Annotated in this window: 27 protein-coding genes and 2 pseudogenes; 11 read left to right on the plus strand and 18 right to left on the minus strand. The window is 72.5% G+C overall.

The genetic code is table 11. From position 1 onward, the window contains the following. Positions 1 to 12: 12 nt before the first annotated feature. From ASF25_RS19505 to ASF25_RS19525, 5 genes are all read right to left on the minus strand, one after another. The gene (locus tag ASF25_RS19505) at positions 13 to 717 is read right to left on the minus strand and encodes a hypothetical protein (protein ID WP_056306508.1); all 705 of its coding nucleotides are present in this window, start codon (positions 715 to 717) and stop codon (positions 13 to 15) included. Between the two features lie 10 nt (positions 718 to 727). Beyond that, entirely contained in the window at positions 728 to 1,006 is a 279-nt protein-coding gene (locus tag ASF25_RS19510; RefSeq protein ID WP_055950610.1) for a hypothetical protein, read from the minus strand. 54 nt (positions 1,007 to 1,060) lie between these two features. Further along, positions 1,061 to 1,669, minus strand: a complete 609-nt coding sequence (locus ASF25_RS23305; protein WP_200927324.1) for a hypothetical protein — start codon at positions 1,667 to 1,669, stop codon at positions 1,061 to 1,063. A gap of 2 nt (positions 1,670 to 1,671) precedes the next feature. Next, positions 1,672 to 2,178 carry a hypothetical protein gene (locus ASF25_RS19520; protein ID WP_056088179.1) on the minus strand — a complete coding sequence of 169 codons (507 nt, stop codon included), beginning with the start codon at positions 2,176 to 2,178 and terminating at the stop codon, positions 1,672 to 1,674. 108 nt (positions 2,179 to 2,286) lie between these two features. Next, positions 2,287 to 3,048, minus strand: a complete 762-nt coding sequence (locus tag ASF25_RS19525) for a hypothetical protein (protein ID WP_056088177.1) — start codon at positions 3,046 to 3,048, stop codon at positions 2,287 to 2,289. A 54-nt stretch (positions 3,049 to 3,102) separates the two neighbouring features. On the opposite strand from ASF25_RS19525, the gene ASF25_RS19530 reads away from it, so the two are divergent. The 3 genes from ASF25_RS19530 to ASF25_RS19540 are packed head-to-tail and all read left to right on the plus strand — an operon-like array spanning position 3,103 to position 4,676. Further along, complete coding sequence (locus ASF25_RS19530) at positions 3,103 to 3,429, plus strand: hypothetical protein (RefSeq protein WP_018042903.1); 327 nt, start codon at positions 3,103 to 3,105, stop codon at positions 3,427 to 3,429. Further along, positions 3,416 to 3,934: a hypothetical protein gene (locus ASF25_RS19535; RefSeq protein WP_056306509.1), complete on the plus strand. Its 519-nt coding sequence runs from the start codon at positions 3,416 to 3,418 to the stop codon at positions 3,932 to 3,934. The genes ASF25_RS19530 and ASF25_RS19535 overlap by 14 nt, the downstream gene beginning before the upstream one ends. A 52-nt stretch (positions 3,935 to 3,986) precedes the next feature. Continuing rightward, complete coding sequence (locus tag ASF25_RS19540; protein ID WP_056306510.1) at positions 3,987 to 4,676, plus strand: hypothetical protein; 690 nt, start codon at positions 3,987 to 3,989, stop codon at positions 4,674 to 4,676. 3 nt (positions 4,677 to 4,679) lie between these two features. Here ASF25_RS19540 and ASF25_RS19545 read toward each other — a convergent pair whose 3' ends face one another. The 4 genes from ASF25_RS19545 to ASF25_RS19560 all read right to left on the minus strand — a co-directional run bounded on the left by ASF25_RS19545 (position 4,680) and on the right by ASF25_RS19560 (position 8,468). Continuing rightward, on the minus strand, positions 4,680 to 5,075 hold the full coding sequence (locus tag ASF25_RS19545) for a hypothetical protein (protein ID WP_056306511.1): 396 nt from the start codon (positions 5,073 to 5,075) through the stop codon (positions 4,680 to 4,682). Positions 5,076 to 5,133: 58 nt separating this feature from the next. Beyond that, the gene (locus tag ASF25_RS19550) at positions 5,134 to 5,658 is read right to left on the minus strand and encodes a hypothetical protein (protein ID WP_056306512.1); all 525 of its coding nucleotides are present in this window, start codon (positions 5,656 to 5,658) and stop codon (positions 5,134 to 5,136) included. A 10-nt stretch (positions 5,659 to 5,668) separates the two neighbouring features. Then, complete coding sequence (locus tag ASF25_RS19555; RefSeq protein WP_056306513.1) at positions 5,669 to 7,819, minus strand: M48 family metalloprotease; 2,151 nt, start codon at positions 7,817 to 7,819, stop codon at positions 5,669 to 5,671. Between the two features lie 211 nt (positions 7,820 to 8,030). Further along, entirely contained in the window at positions 8,031 to 8,468 is a 438-nt protein-coding gene (locus ASF25_RS19560; protein WP_156369077.1) for a hypothetical protein, read from the minus strand. Here ASF25_RS19560 and ASF25_RS19565 point away from each other — a divergent pair. The 8 genes and pseudogenes from ASF25_RS19565 to ASF25_RS19595 all read left to right on the plus strand — a co-directional run bounded on the left by ASF25_RS19565 (position 8,467) and on the right by ASF25_RS19595 (position 16,316). Then, positions 8,467 to 8,730 carry a hypothetical protein gene (locus ASF25_RS19565; RefSeq protein ID WP_056264720.1) on the plus strand — a complete coding sequence of 88 codons (264 nt, stop codon included), beginning with the start codon at positions 8,467 to 8,469 and terminating at the stop codon, positions 8,728 to 8,730. The genes ASF25_RS19560 and ASF25_RS19565 overlap by 2 nt on opposite strands. A 14-nt stretch (positions 8,731 to 8,744) precedes the next feature. After that, positions 8,745 to 8,939: pseudogene (locus tag ASF25_RS23425) on the plus strand (aldehyde dehydrogenase iron-sulfur subunit); the annotation flags it as partial. 1 nt (position 8,940) lies between these two features. After that, positions 8,941 to 9,450, plus strand: a complete 510-nt coding sequence (paoA, locus tag ASF25_RS19570) for an aldehyde dehydrogenase iron-sulfur subunit PaoA (protein WP_056306514.1) — start codon at positions 8,941 to 8,943, stop codon at positions 9,448 to 9,450. Then, the coding region (locus ASF25_RS19575; protein WP_056306573.1) for a xanthine dehydrogenase family protein subunit M at positions 9,447 to 10,259 on the plus strand (813 nt) is incomplete at its 3' end. The genes paoA and ASF25_RS19575, both read left to right, overlap by 4 nt. A gap of 92 nt (positions 10,260 to 10,351) precedes the next feature. Beyond that, positions 10,352 to 10,798 (plus strand): FAD binding domain-containing protein, encoded by a 447-nt coding sequence (locus ASF25_RS19580; RefSeq protein ID WP_244473115.1) that lies wholly within the window; start codon positions 10,352 to 10,354, stop codon positions 10,796 to 10,798. A 184-nt stretch (positions 10,799 to 10,982) separates the two neighbouring features. Further along, positions 10,983 to 13,181: pseudogene (gene paoC, locus ASF25_RS19585) on the plus strand (aldehyde oxidoreductase molybdenum-binding subunit PaoC); the annotation flags it as partial. Positions 13,182 to 13,233: 52 nt separating this feature from the next. Next, positions 13,234 to 15,444: an aldehyde oxidoreductase molybdenum-binding subunit PaoC gene (gene paoC / locus ASF25_RS19590; protein ID WP_056306515.1), complete on the plus strand. Its 2,211-nt coding sequence runs from the start codon at positions 13,234 to 13,236 to the stop codon at positions 15,442 to 15,444. Positions 15,445 to 15,620: 176 nt separating this feature from the next. Beyond that, entirely contained in the window at positions 15,621 to 16,316 is a 696-nt protein-coding gene (locus ASF25_RS19595; RefSeq protein WP_056306516.1) for a dihydrofolate reductase family protein, read from the plus strand. Between the two features lie 65 nt (positions 16,317 to 16,381). On the opposite strand, the gene ASF25_RS19600 is transcribed toward ASF25_RS19595, so the two are convergent. From ASF25_RS19600 to ASF25_RS19640, 9 genes are all read right to left on the minus strand, one after another. Beyond that, complete coding sequence (locus ASF25_RS19600) at positions 16,382 to 17,113, minus strand: amino acid racemase (RefSeq protein WP_056306517.1); 732 nt, start codon at positions 17,111 to 17,113, stop codon at positions 16,382 to 16,384. 158 nt (positions 17,114 to 17,271) lie between these two features. Continuing rightward, complete coding sequence (locus tag ASF25_RS19605) at positions 17,272 to 18,774, minus strand: hypothetical protein (protein WP_244473107.1); 1,503 nt, start codon at positions 18,772 to 18,774, stop codon at positions 17,272 to 17,274. 82 nt (positions 18,775 to 18,856) lie between these two features. Beyond that, positions 18,857 to 19,153 carry a hypothetical protein gene (locus ASF25_RS19610; RefSeq protein WP_056306518.1) on the minus strand — a complete coding sequence of 99 codons (297 nt, stop codon included), beginning with the start codon at positions 19,151 to 19,153 and terminating at the stop codon, positions 18,857 to 18,859. A 23-nt stretch (positions 19,154 to 19,176) separates the two neighbouring features. Beyond that, positions 19,177 to 19,611 carry a lysozyme inhibitor LprI family protein gene (locus ASF25_RS19615; protein WP_056167029.1) on the minus strand — a complete coding sequence of 145 codons (435 nt, stop codon included), beginning with the start codon at positions 19,609 to 19,611 and terminating at the stop codon, positions 19,177 to 19,179. Positions 19,612 to 19,628: 17 nt separating this feature from the next. Beyond that, a complete protein-coding gene (locus ASF25_RS19620) occupies positions 19,629 to 20,585 on the minus strand; it encodes a hypothetical protein (protein WP_056306519.1) in 957 nt (318 codons plus the stop codon). An 18-nt stretch (positions 20,586 to 20,603) separates the two neighbouring features. Then, positions 20,604 to 21,569 carry a hypothetical protein gene (locus ASF25_RS19625; RefSeq protein ID WP_244473108.1) on the minus strand — a complete coding sequence of 322 codons (966 nt, stop codon included), beginning with the start codon at positions 21,567 to 21,569 and terminating at the stop codon, positions 20,604 to 20,606. A gap of 26 nt (positions 21,570 to 21,595) precedes the next feature. Beyond that, on the minus strand, positions 21,596 to 22,435 hold the full coding sequence (locus tag ASF25_RS19630; protein WP_082502971.1) for an OmpA family protein: 840 nt from the start codon (positions 22,433 to 22,435) through the stop codon (positions 21,596 to 21,598). A 120-nt stretch (positions 22,436 to 22,555) separates the two neighbouring features. Further along, positions 22,556 to 23,542, minus strand: a complete 987-nt coding sequence (locus ASF25_RS19635) for a serine protease (protein ID WP_056306520.1) — start codon at positions 23,540 to 23,542, stop codon at positions 22,556 to 22,558. An 84-nt stretch (positions 23,543 to 23,626) separates the two neighbouring features. After that, positions 23,627 to 24,778, minus strand: a complete 1,152-nt coding sequence (locus tag ASF25_RS19640) for a hypothetical protein (protein WP_056306521.1) — start codon at positions 24,776 to 24,778, stop codon at positions 23,627 to 23,629. Positions 24,779 to 24,819: the final 41 nt, after the last annotated feature.

Consider the following 24,819-nt stretch of genomic DNA (forward strand, 5'->3'; position numbering starts at 1 on the left):
CCGTGAGTCTGCCTATTCCGTGAGTCCGCCTATTCCGTGGGTCCGCCTATTCCGTAGGTCCGCCTGTTCTGTGGGCCCGGCGCGGAGCCCGGCCGCTTCCGCCGCGAGGTTGGCGCGGGCGGCGGCCTCCAAGCGGTCGTGGAAGAGGTCGGTCTGGTAGAGACGCGGCCGGGCGAGGAAGCGGTCGAGGACCTGGGCGCGCCCGAGCCGCCACGCCGCCTCGGGAACGGCGGCGTATTCCCGGCGGATCGCCGCCGCGTAGGCCGCGTAGACGGCGCGCGGCGCACCGAGCACGGCGAGATCGAGGTCGAGGAGGAGCCGTGTCGCCGGGTCCGCGCTTGGGCCGTGCGCCGCCGTCGCGTGGATCATCGCGATCGCGGCCCGGACGCGCGCATCCCCGGCGGCCGCCCCCGCCTCGGCACGCAGAAGGTCGGCGCTGCGGGCCTCGTTGTCGGCGCGGGGGGTGTCGTAGACGGCGTCGTGGAAGGCGATGGCGAGATCGACGGCGTCGCCGTCGACGCCCGCGAAATCGGGATGTGCCCGCACGGAATCGTGCCCCGCGAGCAGCGCCGCGACGTGGGGCCAGCCGTGATAGTGCCGGTCCGCCGCGCCGTAGCCCGCGTCGAGGGCCCGCCACGCCGCCGCGCCGGGCGTGCCGACGGTCCGCGCCCACAGGGCATCGAACCGCGCGCGAAGGGACGCGTCCGTGGCTTCCATCCTGCCGGCCTCAGTTCACGCGGTGGCAGGTCGAGGTGGTCTCGGCAGCCCCGCGCATCCCGCCCGCCGGCCGCACCTCGCAGACCACGTACTTGCCGCCCCGCTCGAGGGTGAAGCTCGGACCGGAGGCGGAGACGATGCGGTGGCCGCCGTTGAGGAGCGCGCTCATGGGCTCCTCAACCGGCACCCAGGTCGTGGCCGGGCGCGGCGGCACGGCGGGGGCCTGGGCGACGGCCGGGCCGGCCACGAGGATCAGCGGGAGGAGGGTGTGGGACAGCGTTCGGCGCATGGGATCGTCCTGGGGTCGGGGGCGGGCCTTCGGCCCGTTCGGGCGGCGAGGGGATCAGGGCGTCACCACGGCGAGGTCGGCCGCAGGCAGCCAGCCGATGACCGGGGCCTTCTCGCCCCGGTAGCGCACGCGCACCCAGGCGTCCCGCCGCTCCAGCACCGCGACGGGATCGAGCCGGACGAGGTAGGGCGCCCGGGCCGGAGCCGGGCCGGGTTCCGGCCGGAAGGCCGTGCGCTCGGCCGTCACGAGGCCGACGCCGATCCATCCGTCCGGGGCCGACGCCGCACGCCGCGAGAGCGCGTAGGGGGTCCCCACCATGGTGCCCGTGGTCATCGAACACCCGCCGTGATCCTCCGCGAGGGTCAGGGCGGCGCCGTCCGGGGTGAAGGCGAGGTCCCCCGGGATGCGCTCCGGCTCGTCGGGAAACCACGTCTCGACCTTGGCCCGGTCGCCCGCGAGGGTCCCGCGCAGGAGGAACACGCAGGCGAATTGCGGGCTCCCGGCTTCGGCCGCCCCCCGCTGCTCGGCGAAGACCCCCGCCACCGCATTGCCGGAGACCGCCAGGGTCAGGCTGTCGTAGGTGCCGGACCGGGCGGCCGGCTCGGCCGCCGCCGCGCCGCAGGCGGCGAGCAGGGCGGCGAGGCCCAGGGCGGTGCCACGCACCGTCAGAGGCCCTTCTCCAGCAGCTTCACCACGGCCTCGACCCGGTCCTTCGAGTCGGCGACGTTGGTGAACGGCCGCCAGTTCACGTCGAGGACCCCGCCGTCGAACGTGAGGCGCTTGGCGTAGTTCGAGGCGGGCGCGGTGTTCTCGTCGAAGCGGACGCGGATGGTCTTGAGCTTCGCGGCCAGGGCGTCGCGGCCCATCTTGTCCTTGGCCACCTCCTTCAGCCCGGCGGCGAGGGGCTCGAAGATCGTCTTCTCGAAATAGTCCGGGTCGGAATAGTACTTGGCGTCGCCCGGGAGCGTGAGGTCGTCCCACGCCACCTCCACCGGCACGGCGAAGCCCGCCGCCTCCTGGATCGCCTTTTCCTGCGCGGGGTAGCGGTCCTGGCGATAGGCCGCGATCGCTCGGCGCTCGGCGAGGCCGATGGTCGGCTCGGCCATGGCCGAGGGGGCGGACAGGACCGACAGGGCGAGCGCGGCGGCGAGGGCGTGGCGGCGTGAGATCATGCGGTGGTTCCTCGGTAGGACGGCCCCGGATGCGGGCTTGGCGTGACGGTTCGATGACGGGGCGGGCACGCTGTCAAAGTGAGAGCCGCCCTCACGGGGAGATCGCCTTCACGGTGTCGGGGCGCAGCGCACCGGGCCGCCGGCCTCGACGGTGGGCGGGGCGGTCCCCGTGAGGCGTACGGGAAACGAGACGATGCTGGGCGTGTCCTTCGGGGCCTTTCCGGCCCGATAGCTCCCGGCGCAGGCCTTCACGGGTGCCGGCAGGGCCGCGACGGCGGGTGGAAGCGGCCCGTCGCGGGCGATCCGCGCCCAGCACCCGGCGCCGTGCTTCGGGATCGAGCAGGCCCCCTGCACGCCGCGGAGGAACCCGAGCCGCAGGGTCCCGTCCGCGACCGCGAAGGTGTCGATGCCGGCCTCGGCGGTCGTGTCCCGGATCAGGGTGCGGCCCGTGCCCGCGTCGAGCACCGCGAACGGGACGGTGCCGTTGGTGCTCGCTTGCTCGAAGACGAGGAACCCGCCCGTGCGGCCGAGGAAGCGCTGGCCGGCGGTCGCCAGGATGCGCGCACCCGGCCCCGGCGCGGCGGCGCAGGCGGGGGCGGCGCCGTTCACGAGCGGCACGAGGCTCGCGTCCTCGGGGTCCGGCGTGTCGGTGTCGCTCTCGCGCACCATGAGATCGCGGTAGGTGGTGCAGGTGATCTGCTTGCCCTCTCCCGACATCTTGCCCTCTCCAGACGTCGCGGTCTCGGTCTTCGCGGGCGGCTCGAACCGCGCCGCCTCCCATCCCGCCGCCACTGACGGGGCGGGGAGGCACGCTGCGAGGAGCGCTAAGCGGGCGGCGGAGCGGGTGGCGGGGAGAAGGCTGCGTCTCATGCGGGTTCCCTGTATACGGCGCGGGAGCCCCGAGGAAAGGCAGGATGGAGTGCCATGCGGACCGTTCTCGCCAAGGTCGCCAAGGGTTTTGCCGGGCCGCTCGCCACGCTCCTCGCCGCGCCGCTCCTCGGACCGCTCGCCGTCCGGGCCGAGCCCGCTCTGCCGGGCGACGTGACGGCGTACGTGACGCGGCTGCGGGACTGCAACCATTGGGGCGGGGAGGAGGCCACGGACGCGGCGCGCGGCCGGGCCATCGCGGCGGCCGTGAAGCGTCTGCGCTGCGACGCCGCCGAGGCGGACGGGCGGACCCTGCGACGGCGCCACCGGGGCGACCCCGCCGTCCTGAAGGCCCTCGACGGCGCGCGCGATGCGGACGGTTGAGCGGGGGCCCGACGTCGGCGATCCGGTCCGCCGCCGCGTCCTGCGCCTGCTGCACGTTCCGCTCCTCGGGCTGCTGCTGGCACTCGGCCTCGCCCCGGTCTTCCTGCTGTTTCCCCTCCTGCCCGCGGAGCCCGGAACCGATCCGACCCTGCGGCCCGTCGAACTCTGGCTCGGCACGGCCCTCGTCGGCGGCCTCGTCGGCACCGTGGAGGGCGCGGCGCGGCCCCTCTACCGGGCGGCCGGCCTCGTCCTCGCCGTCGGCCTGCTCTCGATCCCGGTCCTGCGCGTCCTCCTCTGGACCGACCTTCCGGTCCCGCACGGGCTCGCGCGCTGGCTCGGCCTCGACGGGGAAGCCGCCCTCGACGCCCACGTGTACGAGATCTGGCTCGCTGCGTGGCTTTCGGCCTGGGTTTTGGCTTGGGTTTTGGCTTGGCTCGGCCTCGCGCTCCTGGGCCGGCACCTCCCGGCGCGACGCGCCCGCATCGGCCGGGCCGCCGTTCGATGACGGCGCCGGTCGGGGATTCTGGTCCGGGATTGTCGGCGATGATCGTCCCGCCATGATTGCCCCTCGGTCCGACGGGACGCGAAGGGCGGCCCTCGTCGTCGGCGGCTGCGGTGTCGTCGTGTTCGGCTGGGCCCTCGTCGCCTACGCGCCGGTCCCGGGGATCGCCGCGGCCGTCGTCGCGGTGCCGGCGTTCGCCCGCGCGGCGACGCACCGGGTCGCGGTCTTCCTCGCCCTGGCGGCCGTCGGCGGCGGCATGACCTGGGCGGCGTTCGGAACGACGACGGGCTACTTCGTCCTGAACCGATCGCGGCTCGACGCCGTGGTGGCCGAGATCGCGGCCATGCCCACCCTGGTGTCCTTCGAACGCGGGCGGGACGATCCCCCGGCGGCGGAGCGAACGGCGTGGTGGGAGAGCACCCGCCTCGTCAACGGCCGGCGCGTCACCCCGTACCGTCCGCAAGGCGCGCGCGACACGGACAGCCTGCGGGAGATCGACGTCCTGCGGGACCTCGGGGTTCCCTACGCCCGCTACCGCGCCCTCTGCGGCGCCCTCGAACGCCTCGGGCTCGCGGGGTTCACCCGCGGTCCCGGCGGCGAGATCGCCCTGGACGAACCGATCCCGGGAGGCACGCCCTGGGGCACGTCGTTCGTGTACCGGCCGGACGATGCGTTTCCGGCCGGCTCCGGGGCCGAGAGCGACCGCCGCCTCGCGCCGAACTGGTTCTTCGTGACGCGGGGCTGAGATTCACCGGACGACGCCGCCGGATTCCTGGAAGCCGGATTTCTGGAAGCCGGATTTCTGGAAGCCGGATTCCTGGAAGGAAGAGCGGGCGCGCGGAGCCTCCGCCGTGGTGATGGTGCCGGTCCCGAGCAGGGCCGCGAACACGAGCATCGGCACGGCCCAGACCTGCATCGGCACCCCCCAGAAGGCGTGGTCGCGCCCGGCCGGCCCGAAGGTCGTGCCGCGGTTCCAGCGCAGGCCGAGGCCGAGGACGGCGAGCGCCGCGAGACTCATGGAGAGGCAGACCGCCCGGTCCACTTCCGGCCCGTCGACCTGCCGCAGGACGATCAGGGGCAGGAACATCGCCAGCGCCACGAAGAAGACGACCCAGTAGCCCCGCCCGGTCCAGAACACGATCATGCGGCGCCCCCCTCGCGCGGTGTGTGGAGCGATCCGTCCCGCCGAAGCCGCGATCGCATCAGCCCATGGCCCCCGCGCCGGCCCGCCGGTTGCGCACCATCGCGGCGAGGGCCGCGACGATGATGGCCGCCAGCGCTCCCGCAATGACCAGAAGCGTGACGGTGCGGTTCCACAGGCGGTCGAGGGCGAGATCGGTGGTGACGAGGTCGGGCCGGGCCGGATCGGCCATCACCCGGACGCTGTAATCGCCCGCATGCACGCCCGTGAACACGGTGTTGATCCGGCGGACCACCGGGCCCGACGGGGTGGGCAGGGTGAGGGTCATGTCGCAGAGGTGGAGCACGATCTTGGTGCTGCACTTGCCGTCGCTCACCCGCGCGGCGGCGACGGGATGCGCCGTGTCGCGGATCTGCCAATCCGTCACCACCGGCGGGGCCGTGTAGACGGCGCAGGCGACGAGGAGGGCACCCAGCGCCACGAGGCCGAACAGGGTCCAGAAGATGTTGCCCCAGCCCTGGCGGGGCGGCGGCAGGCGCAAGGATTCGGTACGCGAGGGCTCGGGGCGGTTGGCGGCGGTGTTCATGGTCGGAACCTCACGGGATCACGGGGGTCTGGGAGGATTCGGAAGCCGCCGCGGTCTCGGCCAGGACACGGCGCGCCTGCGCCGCAGTCTCGGCCAGGACACGGCGCGCCTGCGCCGCCTGCCGGTAGCGGCCGATGAGGTCGGCGAAGTCCTGTACCGACATCCGGTACGGCAGGCCGGCCGTGACGGTGACGATGCCGCGCCCTGCGTCGAGCTTCACCTTGCGGCCGCCCGGCACCGCCTGCGGGAACGGCGCCTCCGGCGGCAGCAGCAGGCGGGTGACGACGCCGTTCTGCCGGGTCGTCATGTCGAGGTCGGCGATGCTGTCCCAGAGGATCGGTCGGTCGAGGCCGGGCACCGCCAGGGCCTCGGGGGTCAGGATCATCGTCGTGCGCTCGCCCCGCCACAGCCGAAATCCGCCGAAGCCGCCCAGGACCGCCCCGCACGCCAGCGCTACCCCCACCACGGCCCCCGCCTGGCTGGCGGACAGGCCGGGCAGGCCGGCGGCGAGCCACAGGAGGGCGACCCCGATGAAGAAGCCGCCCGCCACCAGGAGGGCGATGGCCCCCGGGCGGGTGCTTTCGCGCAGCTCCCGCGCCTCGGTGCCGATCTCCGCCGCCGTCGCTTCGAGATGAGCGCGGAAGGCCGCATCGTGGGCCCGCACCGCGTCGAGGAAATCGTGCGTCGCCGCGCGGCAGAGGCCGGCGGGATCGGCGAAGTAGGCCGCGAGCTGGCCGAGCGCGTGCGGGGGCGGAACGGCGGCGGCGGCGGCCAGGAGTTCGGCGTCGAGGGTCCGGCCGAGGGCCGCCACGCGCTCGCGGGTCGGCGGATGGGTGTCGGTGGGGTGGGCCTGCTCCGCCTCGAGATGCGTCGCCGGATCGTCGAGGCCGCGCGCGATGGCGTGGTCGAGGCTCGCCGCCACGAGGTCGGCCGGGGCGGACCCGGGCGCCTCGGCGGCGGCGTCCAAGGTCTCGGCGATGCGGGGGGCCACCGCCCCCGTGCGCAGGAGCGCCCGCGCGGCGGCGTCCACGGAGGCCGGGCCGGCGCCCGCCGCATCGGCCGCGAACTCGCGGGTCCGGCTCCAGTGGCGCACGGCGAGGTGGAAGTTCTCCATGACGAAGACGCCGAGGCGCAAGGACGGGCCGAGGAGCCCGAAGGACCCGGCATGCCCCTCCGCCACCGCGTCGAGGGAGCGGCCGACGCCGGCATAGATCGGCAGGAAGCGCTGGCTGTAGACGGTGTCGCCCCCGGCGTAGTGGGCGAGTTCGTGACCGATGATCGCCGCCACCTCGTCGCCCCGCAGCAGGGCGAGGTAGGGCAGCGGCAGGTAGAGGATCCGGCCCGTCAGCGACGCGCCGCCGGGCTCGACCACGGCCGGGCCGGCGCTGACGAAGAAGCCCCCCGTGAGACCGACCACCACGGCCTCGGGCTTCAACGCCCCGAGCCGGTCGGCCAGCCCCTCGGTGAGCCGCCACAGGCCGGGCGCCTCGGCGGGCGAGACGACCCGGCCGAAGATCGACAGGGGGTCGGGCTCGAAGGCGGACAGCGCCCGGCGCAGGCCCAGAACCGTGGCGCCCGCCGCGATCAGGACCGCCCCGACGGCGACGGCGGCCAGGAACAGCATCTTGATCTCGCCGCCGCCCAGCCCGGGCCGCGCCAGCAGCCCGGCCTCGAAGACCACGGCGGCGACGAAGCCCGCCGTGGTGAGGAGCACCTGGAGGGCGAGCACCGGCGGCAGCAGGCGGCGCATCCACGAGAAGCCGGCCACCAGCGCGTCGCGCGAGGCCCGCCCCAGTCGCCCGAGGGCGGCGCCGGCCAGGAGCACGAGGACCGACAGGAGGGCGGCGCCCCCCCCGGCCGCGACGACCACGGGCGGGAGCAGGCGGCGCCAGTCCATGATCGTCGTCAGGGTCGCGGCCTCGTCCCGGGCCGCCCGAGCCTGAACCAGGGCGAGGGGACCGCCGTAACCCTTGCCGTTGCGGCGGAACTGCATCCGGAAATCGGGGCGCCCGTCCGGCGGCGCCCGCGCCTCCAGATCCGCGACGATCCGGGTCAGGTGCTCCCGCTCGGCGGCGAGATCGGCCCAATCGGCGCCGGCCCGCTCCTGCTCCCACAGGCCGAGGAGCAGGATGCCCAGGGGCAGCAGGACGGTCGCCGCCACGAGGCGGGCGAGGGCATTCAGGCGCGACGGCGCGCGCGGGGTCTTCGTATCGGAGATGCTGGCCTCCTCAGGTCATCGGCCCGAAAGGTGGACACCGGTTTCTCGGGGATGCCGGTGCCCGCACGCGGCTCCGGCCCATCGCCGGGCCGCTGCCGATCGCCGTCGGGCGTTCGCTTCGAAAGGGGGAGCCCCCCGACGGGACGCGACGCGATCAGAACTTGTTCGCCGCCGGCACGTCCGCCGGGATCGGCAGGTGGGTTTCGTGCTTGGCGCAGGGAATCCGGTCGACCCGGCGGGTCTCGCCCTTGATGAGTTCCATGGCTCCGGTCTTGCGGTCGATGTTGAAGTACCCCCCGGGGTTCTTCAGCTTGATGATGTCGCTGGATTCGGCGGCGACGGCCTGCGGCTTCGAATCGAGCGCACCGTTCGCCTTCATCAGCGCCCAGCGCCGGGCGGGAAGATCGATGCTGAAGTAGATCGTCTTGCCACCGGTGTTGACGCAGGCCAGCGTGAACGGCTGCGCCGTCTCCTGCGCACGTGCAGGTTGCTGCGCGAGCGCGGCGCACACGCCGAAGGGGAGTAGAAAACGGCGCGCGTGTTCGTGCCTGTTTCCCCGCATTCGCCCCGCTCCCCCTGACTGCGCCGGCATGATCGCGGCGTTCGGTCATAAGCACGCGGACCGCGATCGGCAAATCCATCGCCCGTGCGCGACGGCCCTGCCTCGCGAGGCGGATCAGGAGACCATGCGTGATTTTGCCCGCCGGCCGTCGCGGATCCGCACGTCACTTTGGAGCTTATCCAAGGTGATCGTGTTTCCCCTCGGCACCCCGTCCGGCGCGCCGGACCTCGCCCGGCCGTTCGCCGGCGACGGGGCGGCGCCGCAACGGGACCAGTTGGAGCCCTCGAAGTGAATCGGAGAGACTTGATGGTGGGAGCATCCGCCACGGCGGCCCTGGCGGCCGTGCCCGCAGCGGGCGCCGCGCCGACGGCCGACAGGCCGGCCGGAACCGACAAGCCCGTCCTGGCGAAGGTGTCGCTGACGGTGAACGGCCAGCGCCGGGACCTCGAACTCGACACCCGCACCTCGCTCCTCGACGCGGCGCGCGAGCACCTGCACCTCNCTGGCGAAGGTGTCGCTGACGGTGAACGGCCAGCGCCGGGACCTCGAACTCGACACCCGCACCTCGCTCCTCGACGCGGCGCGCGAGCACCTGCACCTCACGGGCTCGAAGAAGGGCTGCGACCACGGCCAGTGCGGCGCCTGTACGATGATCGTCGACGGACGGCGCATCAACGCCTGCCTCACCCTCGCGGTGATGCACCAGGGCGCGGAGATCGTCACCATCGAGGGGCTGGGCCAGCCGGACGCCCTGCACCCGATGCAGGCCGCCTTCATCAAGCACGACGGCTTCCAGTGCGGCTACTGCACGCCGGGCCAGATCTGCTCGGGCGTCGCCGTGCTCGCCGAGATCAAGGCCGGCATCCCGAGTCACGCCACCGCCGATCTCAACGCGCCGATGCAGGTCACGGACGCCGAGATCCGCGAGCGCATGAGCGGCAACATCTGCCGCTGCGGCGCCTATTCCAACATCGTCGAGGCGATGACCGAAGTCGCGGGGAAGCAGGCATGAAGTCCTTCACGTACGAGCGCCCGACCTCGGCCGCCGAGGCGGCGGCCGCCGTCGCCCGCACCCCGAACGCCAAGTTCATCGCCGGCGGCACCAACCTCCTCGACCTGATGAAGCTGCAGATCGAGACCCCGACGCACCTCGTCGACGTGAACGGSCTCGGCCTCGACACCATCGCGGCGACCCCGGAGGGCGGCCTGCGGGTCGGCGCCCTGGTGCGCAACACCGATCTCGCCGCCGACGCGCGSGTSCGCAAGGATTACGCGGTGCTGTCGCGCGCGCTGCTGGCCGGCGCTTCGGGCCAGCTGCGCAACAAGGCCACCACGGCCGGCAACCTGCTCCAGCGCACCCGCTGCCCGTACTTCTACGACACGGCGCAGGCCTGCAACAAACGGGCCCCCGGTTCGGGCTGCTCGGCCCTCGACGGGGTCTCGCGCCAGCTCGCGGTGATCGGCGCCAGCGAGGCCTGCATCGCCACCCATCCGGGCGACATGGCGGTGGCCATGCGGGTCCTCGACGCCACCGTGGAGACCGTTGACGCGAAAGGGGCATCGCGAAACATCCCCATCGCCGAGTTCCACCGCCTGCCGGGCGACCGGCCCGAGGTCGACACCACGCTGGCCCCCGGTGAACTCATCACGGCGGTGACGCTGCCGAAACCCCTCGGCGGCACGCACATCTACCGCAAGGTCCGCGACCGGGCCTCCTACGCCTACGCCCTCGTCTCGGTGGCCGCCGTGGTGCAGCCGGACGGCACCGGCCGGGCGGCCTTCGGCGGCGTCGCGCACAAGCCGTGGCGGGTCGAAGCCGCGNCTCGGCCCTCGACGGGGTCTCGCGCCAGCTCGCGGTGATCGGCGCCAGCGAGGCCTGCATCGCCACCCATCCGGGCGACATGGCGGTGGCCATGCGGGTGCTCGACGCCACCGTCGAGACCGTCGACGCGAAAGGGGCATCGCGAAACATCCCCATCGCCGAGTTCCACCGCCTGCCGGGCGACCGGCCCGAGATCGACACCACGCTGGCCCCCGGCGAACTCATCACGGCGGTGACGCTGCCGAAACCGCTCGGCGGCACGCACATCTACCGCAAGGTCCGCGACCGGGCCTCCTACGCCTACGCCCTCGTCTCGGTGGCCGCCGTGGTGCAGCCGGACGGCACCGGCCGGGCGGCCTTCGGCGGCGTCGCGCACAAGCCGTGGCGGGTCGAAGCCGCGGAAGGCGCGATGGCGCAGGGTGCCAAGGCGGTGACCGCGCGGGCCTTCGCCGGGGCCAAGCCCACCCATGACAACGCCTACAAGCTGAAGCTCGCCGAGCGCACGCTCGGCGCGGTGCTCACCGAAGCGAGGGCTTAGAGMCATGAAGTTCGACACCCCYGCCGGCCAGAACCCCATCGACCAGCTCAAGGTCGTCGGAAAGGCCACCGACCGGATCGACGGCAAGTACAAGACCACCGGCACCGCCCCCTACGCCTANCCTGACGCTGAGTCAGGTCACGACGCGGCCGGATGTGGTGAAGACCCAGTTCGATCCGGTGGGTTCGACACCCCCGCCGGCCAGAACCCCATCGACCAGCTCAAGGTCGTCGGAAAGGCCACCGACCGGATCGACGGCAAGTACAAGACCACCGGCACCGCCCCCTACGCCTACGACTGGCACGATCCGCAGGCGAAGCTCGCCTACGGGGTCGTCGTCGGCGCCACCATCGCCAAGGGCCGGATCGCGTCGATGGATCTGAGCGCCGCCAAGGCTGCTCCGGGCGTCGTCGCCATCGTCACCGCCGAGACGGCGGGCAAGCTCGGCAAGGGCAAGCTGAACACGGCGAACCTTCTCGGCGGTCCGCAGATTCAGCATTACCATCAGGCGGTCGCCGTGGTGGTCGCCGAGACCTTCGAGCAGGCCCGCGCCGCCGCGGCCCTGGTCAAGGTCCGGTATTCCACCTCGAAAGGAGCCTTCGATCTGGCCGTGGCGAAGGCCGGGGCGACAGATCCGGGCGATGTCCAAGGCAGTCCATCCGCCACCGCCGTGGGCGATTTCACGGGCGCGTTCGCGGCCGCGCCGGTGAAGCTCGACGAGCGCTACGCCACGCCCGACCATGCCCACGCGATGATGGAGCCCTGCGCATCCGTCGCGTCCTGGGATGGCGACAAGGTCACGGTCTGGACGTCGAACCAGATGATCGACTGGGGCGTGCGCGATCTGGCGCTGACCCTGGGCGTTCCCAAGGAGAACGTGCGCCTCGTGTCGCCCTTCATCGGCGGCGGCTTCGGCGGCAAGCTGTTCCTGCGGTCCGAGGCGCTGCTCGCGGCGCTCGGAGCCCGCGCGGCGGGACGGGCGGTGAAGGTCGCTCTGACGCGTCCGCAGATGTTCAACAACACGACGCATCGGCCGGCGACCCTCCAGCGCATCCGCATCGGTGCGACCCAGGACGGCAGGATCACGGCCATCGGTCATGAAAGCTGGTCGGGCGATCTGCCGGAAGGCGGTCCCGAGGCGGCGGTCCTGCAGACCCGCCTGCTCTACGCGGCACCGAACCGGATGACCGCCCTGCGCCTCGCCGTGCTCGATCTTCCCGAGGGCAATGCCATGCGCGCGCCAGGCGAGGCTCCCGGCCTGATGGCCCTCGAGGTCGCCATGGACGAGATGGCGGAGAAGCTCGGGCTCGACCCCATCCGGTTCCGTGAGATCAACGACACCCAGGTCGATCCGGAGAAGCCGTCGCGTGCGTTCTCGCAGCGCAGCCTCGTCGAATGCCTGCGCCAGGGCGCAGAGCGCTTCGGCTGGGACAAGCGGGGCAAGCCGGGGCAAGTCCGCGACGGGCGATGGCTGGTCGGAATGGGCGTGGCCGCGGCCTTCCGCAACAACATGGTGCTGAAATCGGCCGCCCGCGTCCGGCTCGATTCGAAGGGCATGGTCACGGTCGAGACCGACATGACCGACATCGGCACCGGCAGCTACACCATCATCGCCCAGACGGCCGCCGAGATGATGGGGGTCAGCCTCGACAAGGTGATCGTCCGGCTCGGCGACTCCACCTTCCCGGTGTCCGCCGGTTCGGGCGGGCAGTTCGGCGCCAACTCCTCGACCGCCGGCGTCTACGCGGCCTGCGTGAAGCTCCGCGAGGCGGTGGCGGGCAAGCTCGGGGTCAATTCGGCCGACGCCGTGTTCGCGGACGGGCAGGTCCGTTCTGGCAACCGCGCCGTCCCACTCGCCGAGGCGGCGACCGCGGGAGATCTCGTCGCCGAGGACGCCATCGAGTTCGGCGATTTCGGCAAGACCCACCAGCAATCGACCTTCGGCTCGCATTTCGTCGAGGTCGGGGTCGACGTGGCCACGGCGGAAGTCCGGGTACGCCGGATGCTCGCGGTCTGCGCCGCCGGCCGCATCCTCAATCCGAAGACCGCCCGCAGCCAGGTGATCGGCGGGATGACCATGGGGGTCGGCGCCGCCCTGATGGAGGAACTCGCCGTCGACACGAAGCGCGGCTACTTCGTCAACCACGATCTCGCCGGCTACGAGGTCCCGGTGCACGCCGACATCCCGCACCAGGAGGTGTTCTTCCTCGACGAGGTCGATCCGATGTCGTCGCCGATGAAGGCCAAGGGCGTGGGCGAACTCGGCATCTGCGGCGTCGGCGCCGCGGTGGCCAACGCGATCCACAACGCCACGGGCATCCGCGTGCGGGACTACCCCATCACCCTCGACAAGCTCTTGAACCGCATGCCCGACGCGGCCTGAGCGCCGCGACGGGAGACAGCATCGCAACAGGCTCAGCGCAGGGTTCGGTGGCATGAAGTTCGAGACACCCGCGGGCCAGAACCCCATCGACCGGCTGGTGGTCGTGGGGAAGCCGACGGACCGGATCGACGGTCCGTTCAAGACGACGGGGACCGCCCCCTACGCCAACGACTGGCACGATCCGCAGGTGAACCTCGTGCATGGCTTCGTCGTGGGCGCCGGCATCGCCAAGGGCCGGATCCGCTCCGTCGACACGTCCCGTGCGGAGGCCGCCAGCGGTGTGCTGGCGGTCGTCACGGCGCGGAACGCCGGCCCGCTCGACCGGGGGGCGTTCTACGTCGCCCGGGCGCTCGCGGGGCCGGACATCGACCATTACCATCAGGCCGTCGCGGTCGTGGTCGCCGAGACCTTCGAGCAGGCCCGCGCCGCCGCTGCCCTCATCCGGGTCGATGCGGTCGCCACCCCGGGCCGCTTCGATCTCGCGGCGGCGAAGGAGACCGCCCCGGTGCCGAAGCCCGGCCAGTTCGGCGGGCCGACCGAGACGCAGGTCGGGGATTTCGAGGGTGCCTTCACCGCAGCGGCCTTCCGGGTCGACGAGACCTACACGACGCCCGACCAGACCCACGCGATGATGGAGCTGCATGCCTCCGTGGCGTCCTGGGACGGCGACCGCCTCACCCTGTGGACCTCGATTCAGCAGATGAACTGGGGGGTGCGCGACCTCGCCAAGACCCTGGGCATCCCGAAGGACCGGGTCAGATTGATCTCGCCCTACATCGGCGGGGGCTTTGGCGGCAAGGGCACGATCCTCGCCGACGCGGTCCTGGCGTCGCTCGGGGCCCGGGCGGCCGGCCGCCCCGTCAAGGTCGCCCTGACGCGGCCCCTGATGGCCAACAACGTCACCCACCGTCCGGCCACGATCCAGCGCGTCCGCATCGGCGCGACCGCGGACGGGCGCATCACCGCCATCGGCCACGAGAGCTGGTCCGGCAACCTCGCAGGCGGACGCCCGGAGGCCGCCGTCGTTCCGACCCGGCTGCTCTATGCGGGCGCGGCCCGGATGACGCGCCTTCACCTGGCGCAACTCGACCTCCCCGAGGGCAGCGCCATGCGGGCGCCGGGCGAGGCCCCCGGCATGATGGCCCTGGAGGTCGCCATGGACGAGATGGCGGAGAAGCTCGGGCTCGACCCCGTCGCTTTCCGCGTCCTGAACGACACCCAGGTTGATCCCGAGACGCCGGAGCGCGCCTTCTCGCAGCGGCAGCTGGTCGAGTGCCTGCGTCAGGGCGCCGAGCGCTTCGGCTGGGACCGGCGCGTGGGCAAGCCCGGGCAGGTGCGGGACGGGCGCTGGCGGGTCGGCCTCGGCATGGCCTCGGCCATCCGCGGGGCGCCGGTGACGAAGTCCGCCGCGCGGGTTCGGCTCGATGGCCGCGGCGTGGTCACGGTCGAAACCGACATGACCGATATCGGCACCGGCACCTACACCATCATCGCCCAGACCGCGGCCGAGATGATGGGTCTGCCCCTGGACCGTGTCGTGGTTCGGCTGGGGGATTCGTCCTTTCCCGAAAGCTCTGGCTCGGGTGGTCAATGGGGGGCCGCCTCCTCGACCGCCGGCGTCTACGCGGCCTGCATGCGCCTGCGCGAGACGGTGGCGCAGCGCCTCGGCATCAATTCCGCCGACGCGGTGTTCGCGGACGGCCTCGTCCGGTCCGGCAATCTGAGCGCACCCCTCGCCGGGGCCGCGAGCGGAGGCGATCTCGTGGCCGAGGACGCCATGGAGTTCGGCGACCTGACCAAGCGATTCGCGATCCAGACCTTCGGCGCCCACTTCGTCGAGGTCGGGGTGGATGTGGACACCGCGGAGATCCGGGTCCGGCGGATGCTGGCGGTGTGCGCGGCCGGGCGCATCCTCAACCCGAAGGCGGCGCGAAGCCAGATCATCGGGGGCATGACCATGGGCATCGGGGCCGCCCTCATGGAGGAACTCGCCGTCGACACGAAGCGCGGCTTCTTCGCCAACCACGATCTGGCCGGGTACGAGGTCCCGGTCCATGCCGACATCCCGCACCTCGACGCGATCTTCCTCGACGAGGTCGATGCCGCCGCCACACCGCTGAAGGCCAAGGGCGTGGGCGAGCTCGGCATCTCGGGAGCCGCGGCGGCGGTCGCCAACGCCATCCACAACGCCACCGGCATTCGGGTGCGGGACTATCCCATCACCCTCGACAAGCTCCTCGCGCGCCTGCCCGACGCGGCTTGAGGAAAGGGCGCAGGGAACGGCGGCGGATGTCGGGACGTCGGGTTGCGATCCGGGCCGAAAGTCGACCTTTCGGACCGGGCGCCGCGGGTCATGGCCAGCGAACCGCGTGCTATCTGACACGACCGTAACCCGAGAACAGGCGAAGGCCCGCCATGCGCCCGAGAATCATCTGTCACATGGGAAGCTCCATCGACGGCCGGCTCCACCCGAGCCGCTGGACACCGCCGGCCACGGGTATCGCGGACGGCTTGGTCCACCGATACTACGAGGAGACCGCCGCACGTCTCGGGGGCGAGGGATGGATCGTGGGCCGCACGACCATGGCGGAGATCGCCAAGGGACATCCCCGCCTGCCGTCGGCCATCCCGGCCAGTCTGCGCCGGACCCATCTCGGCGACCGCAAGGGCCGCGATTTGGCCGTCGCCATCGATCCGCACGGCAAGGTCCATTACGGGCGGGACGATGCCGGCGGCGATCACGTGGTGGCGGTTCTCGGCGAGGGCGTCTCCGACGCCTACCTCGCCGAGCTTCGGGAGGACGGGGTCTCCTACCTGTTCGCGGGGCCGGAGGGCCGGGACCTGTCCGCCGCCATGGACACCCTGGGTGCGGCCTTCGGCGTACGGACCCTGCTTCTCGAGGGTGGCGGCATCATCAACGGCGCCTTCCTCAAGGCCGGCTTGATCGATGAGGTCAGCCTGCTCGTCTCGCCGGCCCTCGACGGCCTCGCGGGCGTGCCCACCATCTTCGAGTATCACGGCGAACCGGGCGAGCGACCGGCGGCCGGAAAGGCGCTCCGGCACCTGCAGACCGAGACCCTGGAAGGCGGCACCGTCTGGCTGCGCTACCGGGTCGAGGACGCCGAAGACGCCTGATCGCCGCGCTCGGGGGAAGGCCGTGCGCCTGGGCGGACGGGGCCGTCTGCGCCGCGCCAGCGGGCTCAGGCGGCACGGGCCAGCGACAGGCCCGCATCGTCTTGCAGGCAGACCTGCACGCAGGCACGGGCCAGGGCTTCGGTAGCATCCACCAGGGCCGTGCCCAGGGGACCTTCGACGGAGGCCAGCGCAACCGGAATTTCCGTGCATGCCATGACGATCCGACTGCACCCGGCCGACATCAGCGCCTCGGCCTGCCCGGCCAGGATCGTGTGCGCTTCTGCCAAGTGCCCGGCTTTTGCCGAGTGCCCGGCTTTCACGAGGCGGATCGCGCGCGTCACTTCGGCCTGTCCCGCGGCATCGGGTGCCCGGCACGTGAACCCGCGCGCGGCCAGACGCTCCGGGTAGATGCCCGCCGCGATCGTGCCCCGGGTCGCCAGCACACCGATGCGATCGCCCATTCCGCCTGCGAGGGCGTCCGCCACGGCGTCGACGATGTGGAGGATGGGCAGCGACGTTTCGGCCTGCAGGGCGGCGTGCCAACGATGCGCGGTGTTGCACGGGATCGCGATCCGGCGCGCACCCGCCGCCTCGAGCCGCCGCAGGGTGTCGCGCATGGCCGGGAAGGGATCGGGCCCCTTGCCCAGGATCGCGGCCGTGCGGTCGGGGATGTCGGCCGCCGAGCAGACGATCATCCGGATATGGTCCTGATCGCAGGCGGCCGGGGTGTTGCGGACGACCTTGCCCATGAAGTCCACGGTCGCCATCGGACCCATCCCACCAAGTACACCGAGCATCGCGATCTCCCCTTGTGCGGATACGATGCGCCGCGTCGGGGCCTGGGGTCCAATGCCGTCTCGGACAGCCCTATTCCGATCCCGCATGAGGACCGGCCGGCGCAAGCTCGCGGCACCGGATGGGGGCGGGGTGGGCCGACCCGCGATACCCGCCCGGATCAATCCGGCTGCGAAAAGACGCTGGCGCCGATGAAGGCCATGTCGCGGTCCGGCTGCGGCGGGTCCTTCCGTGAGCCGTAGGCGAAGAACAGCCGCCGGCTTCGCCCGTCCTCGCCGATGAGCGTCAGGGTGTGGTGGTCGAGAACGTAGCGCCCGCCCTCGGGGGCACCGCGTCGGCTCATGGCCGAGCCGGCGCCGGAGGTCGCACCCGAATTGACGGCCCCCACGGCGCCGCCGCGCCCATACGTTCCGTCCGCACGAAACGCGTACCGGCTCGCCACGGACACCATGACGTCGCCCCCCATGGCGCTGTTGCCGCCGCCCGACAGGCGCCGGTAAGTCCGCGCGATGGCCCGCTCCCCCGCATCGGCCGGATAGGCCTTGAAGAACGAGCCGCCCTGAAGCGTGTTGTCCTGCGGTTTCCCGTCCGCCCCGGTGAAGACGAACCGATTGCCCGTGCGGCTCCAGCGCCCGAACCGGCGGGGTTTGGCGATCCGCTCTTCCGTCAGGTCGACATCCTCCAGGGCCGCGTCGTCGATCTCGTAGCTGCTGCCGTCGCGAAACAGGATCAGCGGCTCGTACTCGATGACCACCATGCCGCCGACGCCGACGCCCGTGGCGGCCCGGAAGTATACGCCCTCGACGGCGGACCAGTTCGCGGTGTGGCGCGGCTCGGCCAGGGGCGCGGGGCTAGACACAACCGCGTCGGCAGCGGGGACGGGCCGCGGCGCGGTGGCGCCGGCCCGGCCCCCGGCCGAGTCCGCATCCGGGGCTGGTCCGGCGGAACCGGGCCGGCGCCCTTTCGGAACCAGCCCCTCGTCGGTGAAGGCGACGCTCCGCAGGGACGCCACCGGGATGAAGTCCTTCGACAACCCGGCCAGGAAATCGGGCACCAGCCCCAGGCGCCGGGCCGCCTGCCAGCCAGCATGATGAAGGACCGTGCGCAGCTTCACCTGTTCGGCGAAAGCGGCGCGGGTGGCGGGTCGCGACAGGGGCGGCTTGCCCGCAATCGGCTCGACCATCCGGCGCCGGATCGCCTGCAGGGCAGTGGGGCTCGGGTCGACCTCGACGTTGTTCGCCACCATCCACTGCAGGACGATGAAGGCCGTGAGCACGTCGCCGGCATCGTCTGCCCGCAGATCGGTCTGGGTGAGGAAACTGCGAAAGATCGCGTCGTAATCGTGTTTGGCTATCTCGCGTGCGACTTCGACCGCGGCGATGGGGTTCGTCGCCCGCAAGGCCTGGATGTGCCGGCCGATCGTGGCGGCCCGCAGCTCGGCGCTGGTCGTGAACGGAAGGGCCGCGCGGCGGACCGGACGTTCGGCATCCCCCCGGGGCAACCGTGCGGTGTCCTCGACAGACTGGGCGCCGATCGCCGCATCGAGCCCCTGAAACTGCTGCTGCTGGAGTCCCTGTAGGATGCTCGCGCCGGCATCCTGCGCGAGGGCCCCGGACGAGAGCAGCGGGAGGAGGGCGCAGACGAGGCGGATCGTAGGGGTCATGACGGGCTCCGTGTTCGAGATCGGGCGTTCCGGCGTCCAATCGGCGCGTCGCCGGGCCCCGCGAGTGCCACGGGTTCGGGCGTCACGGGTTCGGGCGTAACGGCCGCCCGCGCGGGTCATCGGTGCAACGGCGCCAGGCCCGCTGATACCCGGCGTCGCCGGGCCGCCCGTAGCACCAGCCCTCCGCGATGAGCCGTCGGTCGACGACGTCGCGCCGCGCACAGGCATCGAGGGTTCGGGGATCGTCGCCGCGCCCGCCCCTGCAGGCCGCGTTGAGGGCCGCCCAATCCTGGAGGAGCGGCGCGCGCGCATCGGCCGCCTGCCAGGCGCGGGCGTCGGCGGCACCGAGCGAGGCGATCAGGAGAACGAGCCATCTCATGGGGGCGTCCCTCTTCCTCGACGTCAATCGATTCCAGCCAAGTCGCCGAGCTCGGCGGTGCGGCGCGCATCATGCACGCGCAGGCAGGTCAGCACGGCTTGGTTGCGGCCGGTCCCACCCGTGAAGGCGACCGGGACCTCCGCCTCGCAGCGCAGGCGCGCGTAGATGCGCCAGGCGCGCTGGGTCCGCTCGAGGGTCTCACGCGCCGCGGGCCGTTCGGCGTCGGAGATCGTGGGACTGCGCGCGATGGCCGCCCGCGCCTTCGCCAGGGCCTGCCGGAGCCGCCGGGCGCTTCGCTCCGTCAGGGTCTGCAGGCAGGCGATGCGGCTCTCGGCCTCCCGGCATTGCGCCGTCGTGCCGGGGATGTCGGTGAGGTCCGCCTCTGATGCACCGGTTGCGAGGACTGCCGTTCCGAGCCACAGGAACGAGCCCGTGAGAAGGATTGCCGGACGGATCATGACGAGGCTCCTCGGGTTCAGCGCACTGCGATGGACGCGGCGATGCGATCGATCCGCGCGAGAACGTCCCGCTGGTCCGCACCGGCGAGGCCGATGACCCGCAGGTACCCTGCGCCATCGAAGCGGATCGTCTGGTGCACACCCATCATCCGGCCGGACCGTGTGTCGCTGCCGGTCCCGCGCAGGCGGACCACGGCCGCACCTCCGAGGGTCGAGTTCTTCTCGTCCGTGACCGCGATGTCCCGCACCTCGCGGATGGTGCCCAGGGCCTTGCGGGCGAAGGCGCCTTCCTGGCCGGGCGCGACCGGAACCTGGCCCAGCGAGGGCGCCACGATGACGATCGCCTGCTCGCCCTCCGGATCGATGTCCTTGGGGCCGTCGGTGAGCAGAAGGGCATTGCCCATCAGGGTGCGGACCGGGCGGAAGCCCGCCAGATCGCCGACGGAGTAGGGCAGGGCCGCGATCTGGTCGGCGACGTTGCCGGGTGCCCGGAACGCGATCGTCCCGAGTGCCGCCTCCACGGCCTTGTCGGGCACCTGCCGGCGGGCGGCCTCGGGGACCTGGACGGTGACGAGGCCGGTGCCGGCTCCGCCCCGCACCACCGCGATCCACTTGGTGTAGGCGAGGCCGTTGGCCGATTGGCTGCCGCGCAGGAGCCGGCCCTCGCCCCCTGTCACGGACAAGCCCTCACCCATGCCCTTCGCGACGAAGCCGGTCGGTCCGAGGGCCTCGGGCGTGAATTTGGCGACGAGCTGTCCGTAGGCCTCCGCCGGCATCTCGATGATGACGATCGAGGCGCCGGAGGGGTGCTCGAACCCAGCGAAGGCCTTGGCCGGAACCATCCCGGGCGGCGGGACGAGACCGACCGCTCCGGTGGGCGGAAACGTCGCCTCGGCGGCATGGGCGGGAGCTGCGAGAAGGCCCAGGAGGGCGAGCAGCCGCAGGACGGCGTGGCGGGAGCGCGGAAACGACATGGGCGGGACTCCGGGGCTTCAGCGCGTCGCCACACGGCTGATGACGAAGGTGTTGCCCGAGAACTGGACCTGGCCCGGCGCGCTCATGTGCTCCAGCATCAGGCGCAGGTTGCGGCCGAGACGCGCCGAATCCGAACGGGTCTCGTACCAGTACTCGGCCGACGCGCCGCCGGAGCGCACCGGACGGTGGTGCTCGTAGCAGCGGAAGGCCGCCATGTATTCCTCGGCCGCCTGGACCTCCTGGGCCGAGAAGCCGCTCAACTTCACGGTGTAGGCCGTCGGCAGGCCGCCGCAGGCCTCGCCCCCCGGAACCGCCGCGGGCGCACCGCCCGCGAGGGGCGGGGCGGTGAAGGCGGGGCCGCCCGCGTCGGTGCCGCGCCGGGGCGCGACGACGCCGTCGAGCTTCGCCGTCAGGGCCGCCGCGACATCGGCCGCGATGGTCTTCGCCTCGGCCCCGACCCGCTCGAGAAGGCATTCCCGGTCGCAGCCCTGAGGCAGGGGCGGCAGCTGCACGCCGGCGACCTCGAAAGCACCGAGCGACTGACCGGTCCGCACGTTGAGAAGGCGACCCGGAATGCGCACCTCCGGCCGCACGATGTCGGAGTAGGCGGACTTCGAGGCCGAGGCGTAGACCTGGAACACCGCCACCACGTCCACGGGCGGGTTCTGTACGGCGCGGGCGACCTCGATCAGCTCGGCGTCGCGCCGCCGGACACGGTTGGGCTGGGTGAAGCCCATGGCCACGGCGGTCTCGTCGTAGACGTTGTAGCCGCGCAGGTTCATCGTCTCGGACAGTTCGGTGATCACCCGCTGGAAGATGCGGTTGCCGCGCGGCACCGAATCCTCGTCGGCATCTTCGCCCATCACCACGATGTTGGGCTTTGCCTGCGCCTGGGCCGGCGTGACGAGCCCGGAGAGACCCGCCGAAAGGATTGCGGCGAGGGCGGCGGTGCGGAACACGGCGGTCCGAAGTAGCGGCATCATCTCTCTCCTGAGTCTCGGGGTCGGGGTCATTCGGAGCAGGCTGGCGGCGTCGGCGCCGCATCGAAATCGTCGAGGTCGAGAGCGACCCTGAGGCGCGGATCGGCGGGGGACGGGCCGCCGCAAGCCGTTTCGGCGACGGGCACCACGAAGCGCAGGACGCCGGTGCGAGCGGGCGCGATCAGGCTCACCTCGACGCGGCGGTTCACCCGCGCGAGCGGCGCGGTCGGGTCCTTCAGGCGGCTCGGTCCCCAGCCGTGGACGCGTAGGCGCCCCGGTGCGATGCCGTAGGTCTCGACGAGGTGGGCTTTCACCGCCCTGGCCCGGGCCAGGGAGAGACGCCGGTTGTGCGGGGCGGCCCCCGCCGCATCGGTGTGGCCGGCGATGAGAAAACCGTGACCGGCGAGATCCGGCGAACGCAGCGCCTGCCCCAGGGGTTCGAGCTGGATGCGCGCTTCGGGCGTCAGGCGCGCGCTGTCGTAGGCGAAGAATACGGTGAGATCGACCGAGCGGCCTGCATCGACACGCAGGGCCGGCCCGCCGTCATCGGGCACGACGGCCCGCACCGGGGCACCCGGGTTGCCGTCGGCGAAGGGCGCGAGGGACCGGATGATGGCGGTGGCATCGGGGTTGCGCACCGCCCCCTCCGCCCGCTCGCTGACCCCGTCACGCGGCGCCGCGTCGGGTCGGGCGCCCGGCACTTCCGTCAGCGGGTTGGCGCGGGCCGCCTGACCGAGCAGGGTGGCGAGGGTGAGGGCCAGGATCAGTCCCGAGCGTCCACAGCGCGCGCGCGCAGCGCGATCGAGGGCGGCGGCCTCGGTGAGCCGCACGGGCTCAAGGTGGCGGGCGGGCGCGTCATCGATCCGCATGGGGTCCGATCCTCTTCATATTCGGGGCCTTGCTCCCGCCCCGCACACCCTGTCCATGGACGGACCAGAGCGGTTTTCGCCGCCCGGCCCGGTGTGATGCGTCGAATTTCCTAGCGGCGATCAACGACCGCGCAGGATCGCGTTCATCCGATCCGGATCGAGGGCGCCGTCGGCGGCGGCAGCCGGTGCCGCAGGCGGGCGAGGTGGGGTCGCGGCGGCGCTGGCCGCAGGGGTCGTGGCCGCGGGCGGATACCCTTGCGTGGCGGCGATCTCCGCCAGGATGCGACTCTTCCCGAGGATCGCCGAGAGGCGCGTGGCGTTGTTGAAGCTCGACGGGTCCTTCGGGTCGAGCCCGCCTTCCTTGTGCAGCGCGACGCCCGCCACGGAGGCGTCGAACATCAGCGAGCCCGAGGAGCCCCCGAGTGTGTCGCAGCGGTGGCGCAGATCGGGTCCCTCGCCCTGATCCTTCACGGCGAAGCAGCGAAAGCGGCTCATCACCTTCGGCCGCCCGAGGGGATGGTGGATGACGAGCATGGACCGGTTGCCCGACACCGCCGCACCGGAGAGCCGGGCGGATCCGTAGATGGCGGTCGGGTTGCCGGCGACGCGGGCGAGGGCAAAATCGAGGCGCGGGTCGAATTCCAGAGGCTTCGGATCGAGGTCGAAGCGCCGCGAGCCCTGCCCGTCCAGGGTCAGGTAATCCATGAGGATCGACGCCTTCACCGGGGTCAGGTCGCCCGCCTGCGGCAGGCAATGGTGGTTCGTCAGCACGTAGTCGCCGGGCAGCAGCGTGCCCGTGCAGGAGGCGCCGACGGTCTGGCCGCTGCGGGTGTTGCGCAGGACGATGTCCACCCGGCCGATCGGGCGGGCAAGCGCCGCGAGCGCGTCCTTGGGGTCGAGTTCGGCGATGGGCTCGAACGCGCCCTTGTTGCGGTCGACGTAGGAGGCCGCATCGCCGGTGGTCTGTCGCAGAGGTAGCTGGGCGCGCCCATAATCGGCGGGATCGAACCCGACGCTCTGGGCTTGCGCGCCCTCGGCGACGGCGAACGTCAGGATCAGGCAGGTTCCCCGCAGGATCGAGCGGCGCGTTCGGCGGCTCTCGGCCATCCCTGTTCTCCTCTCGGCGACGGCGTTATGCCCGCCGTCCGACGCTGCGTCAAAAAGCGACGGCTGCGACCGGTGATTGCAGCATCACCGTCGCAACGCGTGTTCGAGACGATCCGACGCGCTCGGCGCGCCCGCTTCCGATAGGGCTTGGACCACGTAGACGAGGTTCTGGCGGCTGCCCTCCCGCAGGAAGTAGGCCTGCGCCCCGTCGGGAAGGCGCACCGGCGGCAGGGCGGCGGCGGCCAAGGCCGGGTCGACCGCGAGGCGGGCGCCGGGTCGCACGAGGCGGAAGGCGAGGCCGCACAGGTCCGGGGCGAGCCGGCTCGCGCGCAGGCGTCCGCTCGCTTCCGACGGAACGGCGCGACGCTCGGGCGGATCGGCACCGAACGCTACGCGCCGGCACGAGGAGCCCGCCGGCGCGACGAGTTCCTCGACCTCCACGCCTGGCGGCGGCGCGCCGCCATCCGGCAGGGTGGCCGGTCGAGCCTTGACCGCGTCGACCTCGGCAAGGGCCGGGGGGGCCTCCGGTCGCTCCTTCGTCGGATGGCCGTCGAGCGCCATGAGGATCGCGACCAAGGCCGTCGCGATCACGATACCGGCCGCGACGGCAGGCGGCGCACGACGACGCCGGCCAGCGGTGGCAACGGTCGGCAGGGTGCCGCGCACGAGCGCAGCGAGGGCGGCCGGGATCGATGCGGACGGCAGGATCGCCGAAGGACGCGCCCTCGGGAGAGCGCGGAAGATCCGTTCGGCCTGCGCGGCTTCGGGACCGCTGGGGAGAAGGACGTAGAGGTCGGCCCGCGCCGCCTCGGTCATCAGGTCGCGGGAGCGCTCGATCTTGTCGAGGAGCGCATAATCGGCGGCCAGGACAGCGAGGTCGAGATCGACGGCGCCGGTCGCCCAGACCACGAGATCCGCCTCGGACGGCTCGGGGGTCAATCGAAAGCCGTGTGCGACGAGGCCGTGGGCGAGGCAAACGGGCACCTCCCACGAGCGCCCGGCGTCGAACGACCCGCTGAGGCGCAGTTCGTAGGGCCCGGCGGTGATGCCGGGTAGGCGGGACAACGGGCCGCCTTCGGCCGCGAGCCGCGCGTAATCCCCGGACCAGGGCAGGGGGCGGTAATCGCCCACCGCGAAGGCGGCTGAAGTCGGCATGCCGGGGCGCGCAGTCAAGCCGCGCAGCACAAGCGGGCCGCCGGTCGTCGGCACAACCACGAGAACCGAGGCCTGCGTCATGCCGGGGCGCCGATCATGCCGGGGCGCCGATCATGTGCGCG

The sequence above is a fragment of the Methylobacterium sp. Leaf100 genome, from assembly GCF_001422845.1.
In the GTDB taxonomy this organism is placed as follows: domain Bacteria; phylum Pseudomonadota; class Alphaproteobacteria; order Rhizobiales; family Beijerinckiaceae; genus Methylobacterium.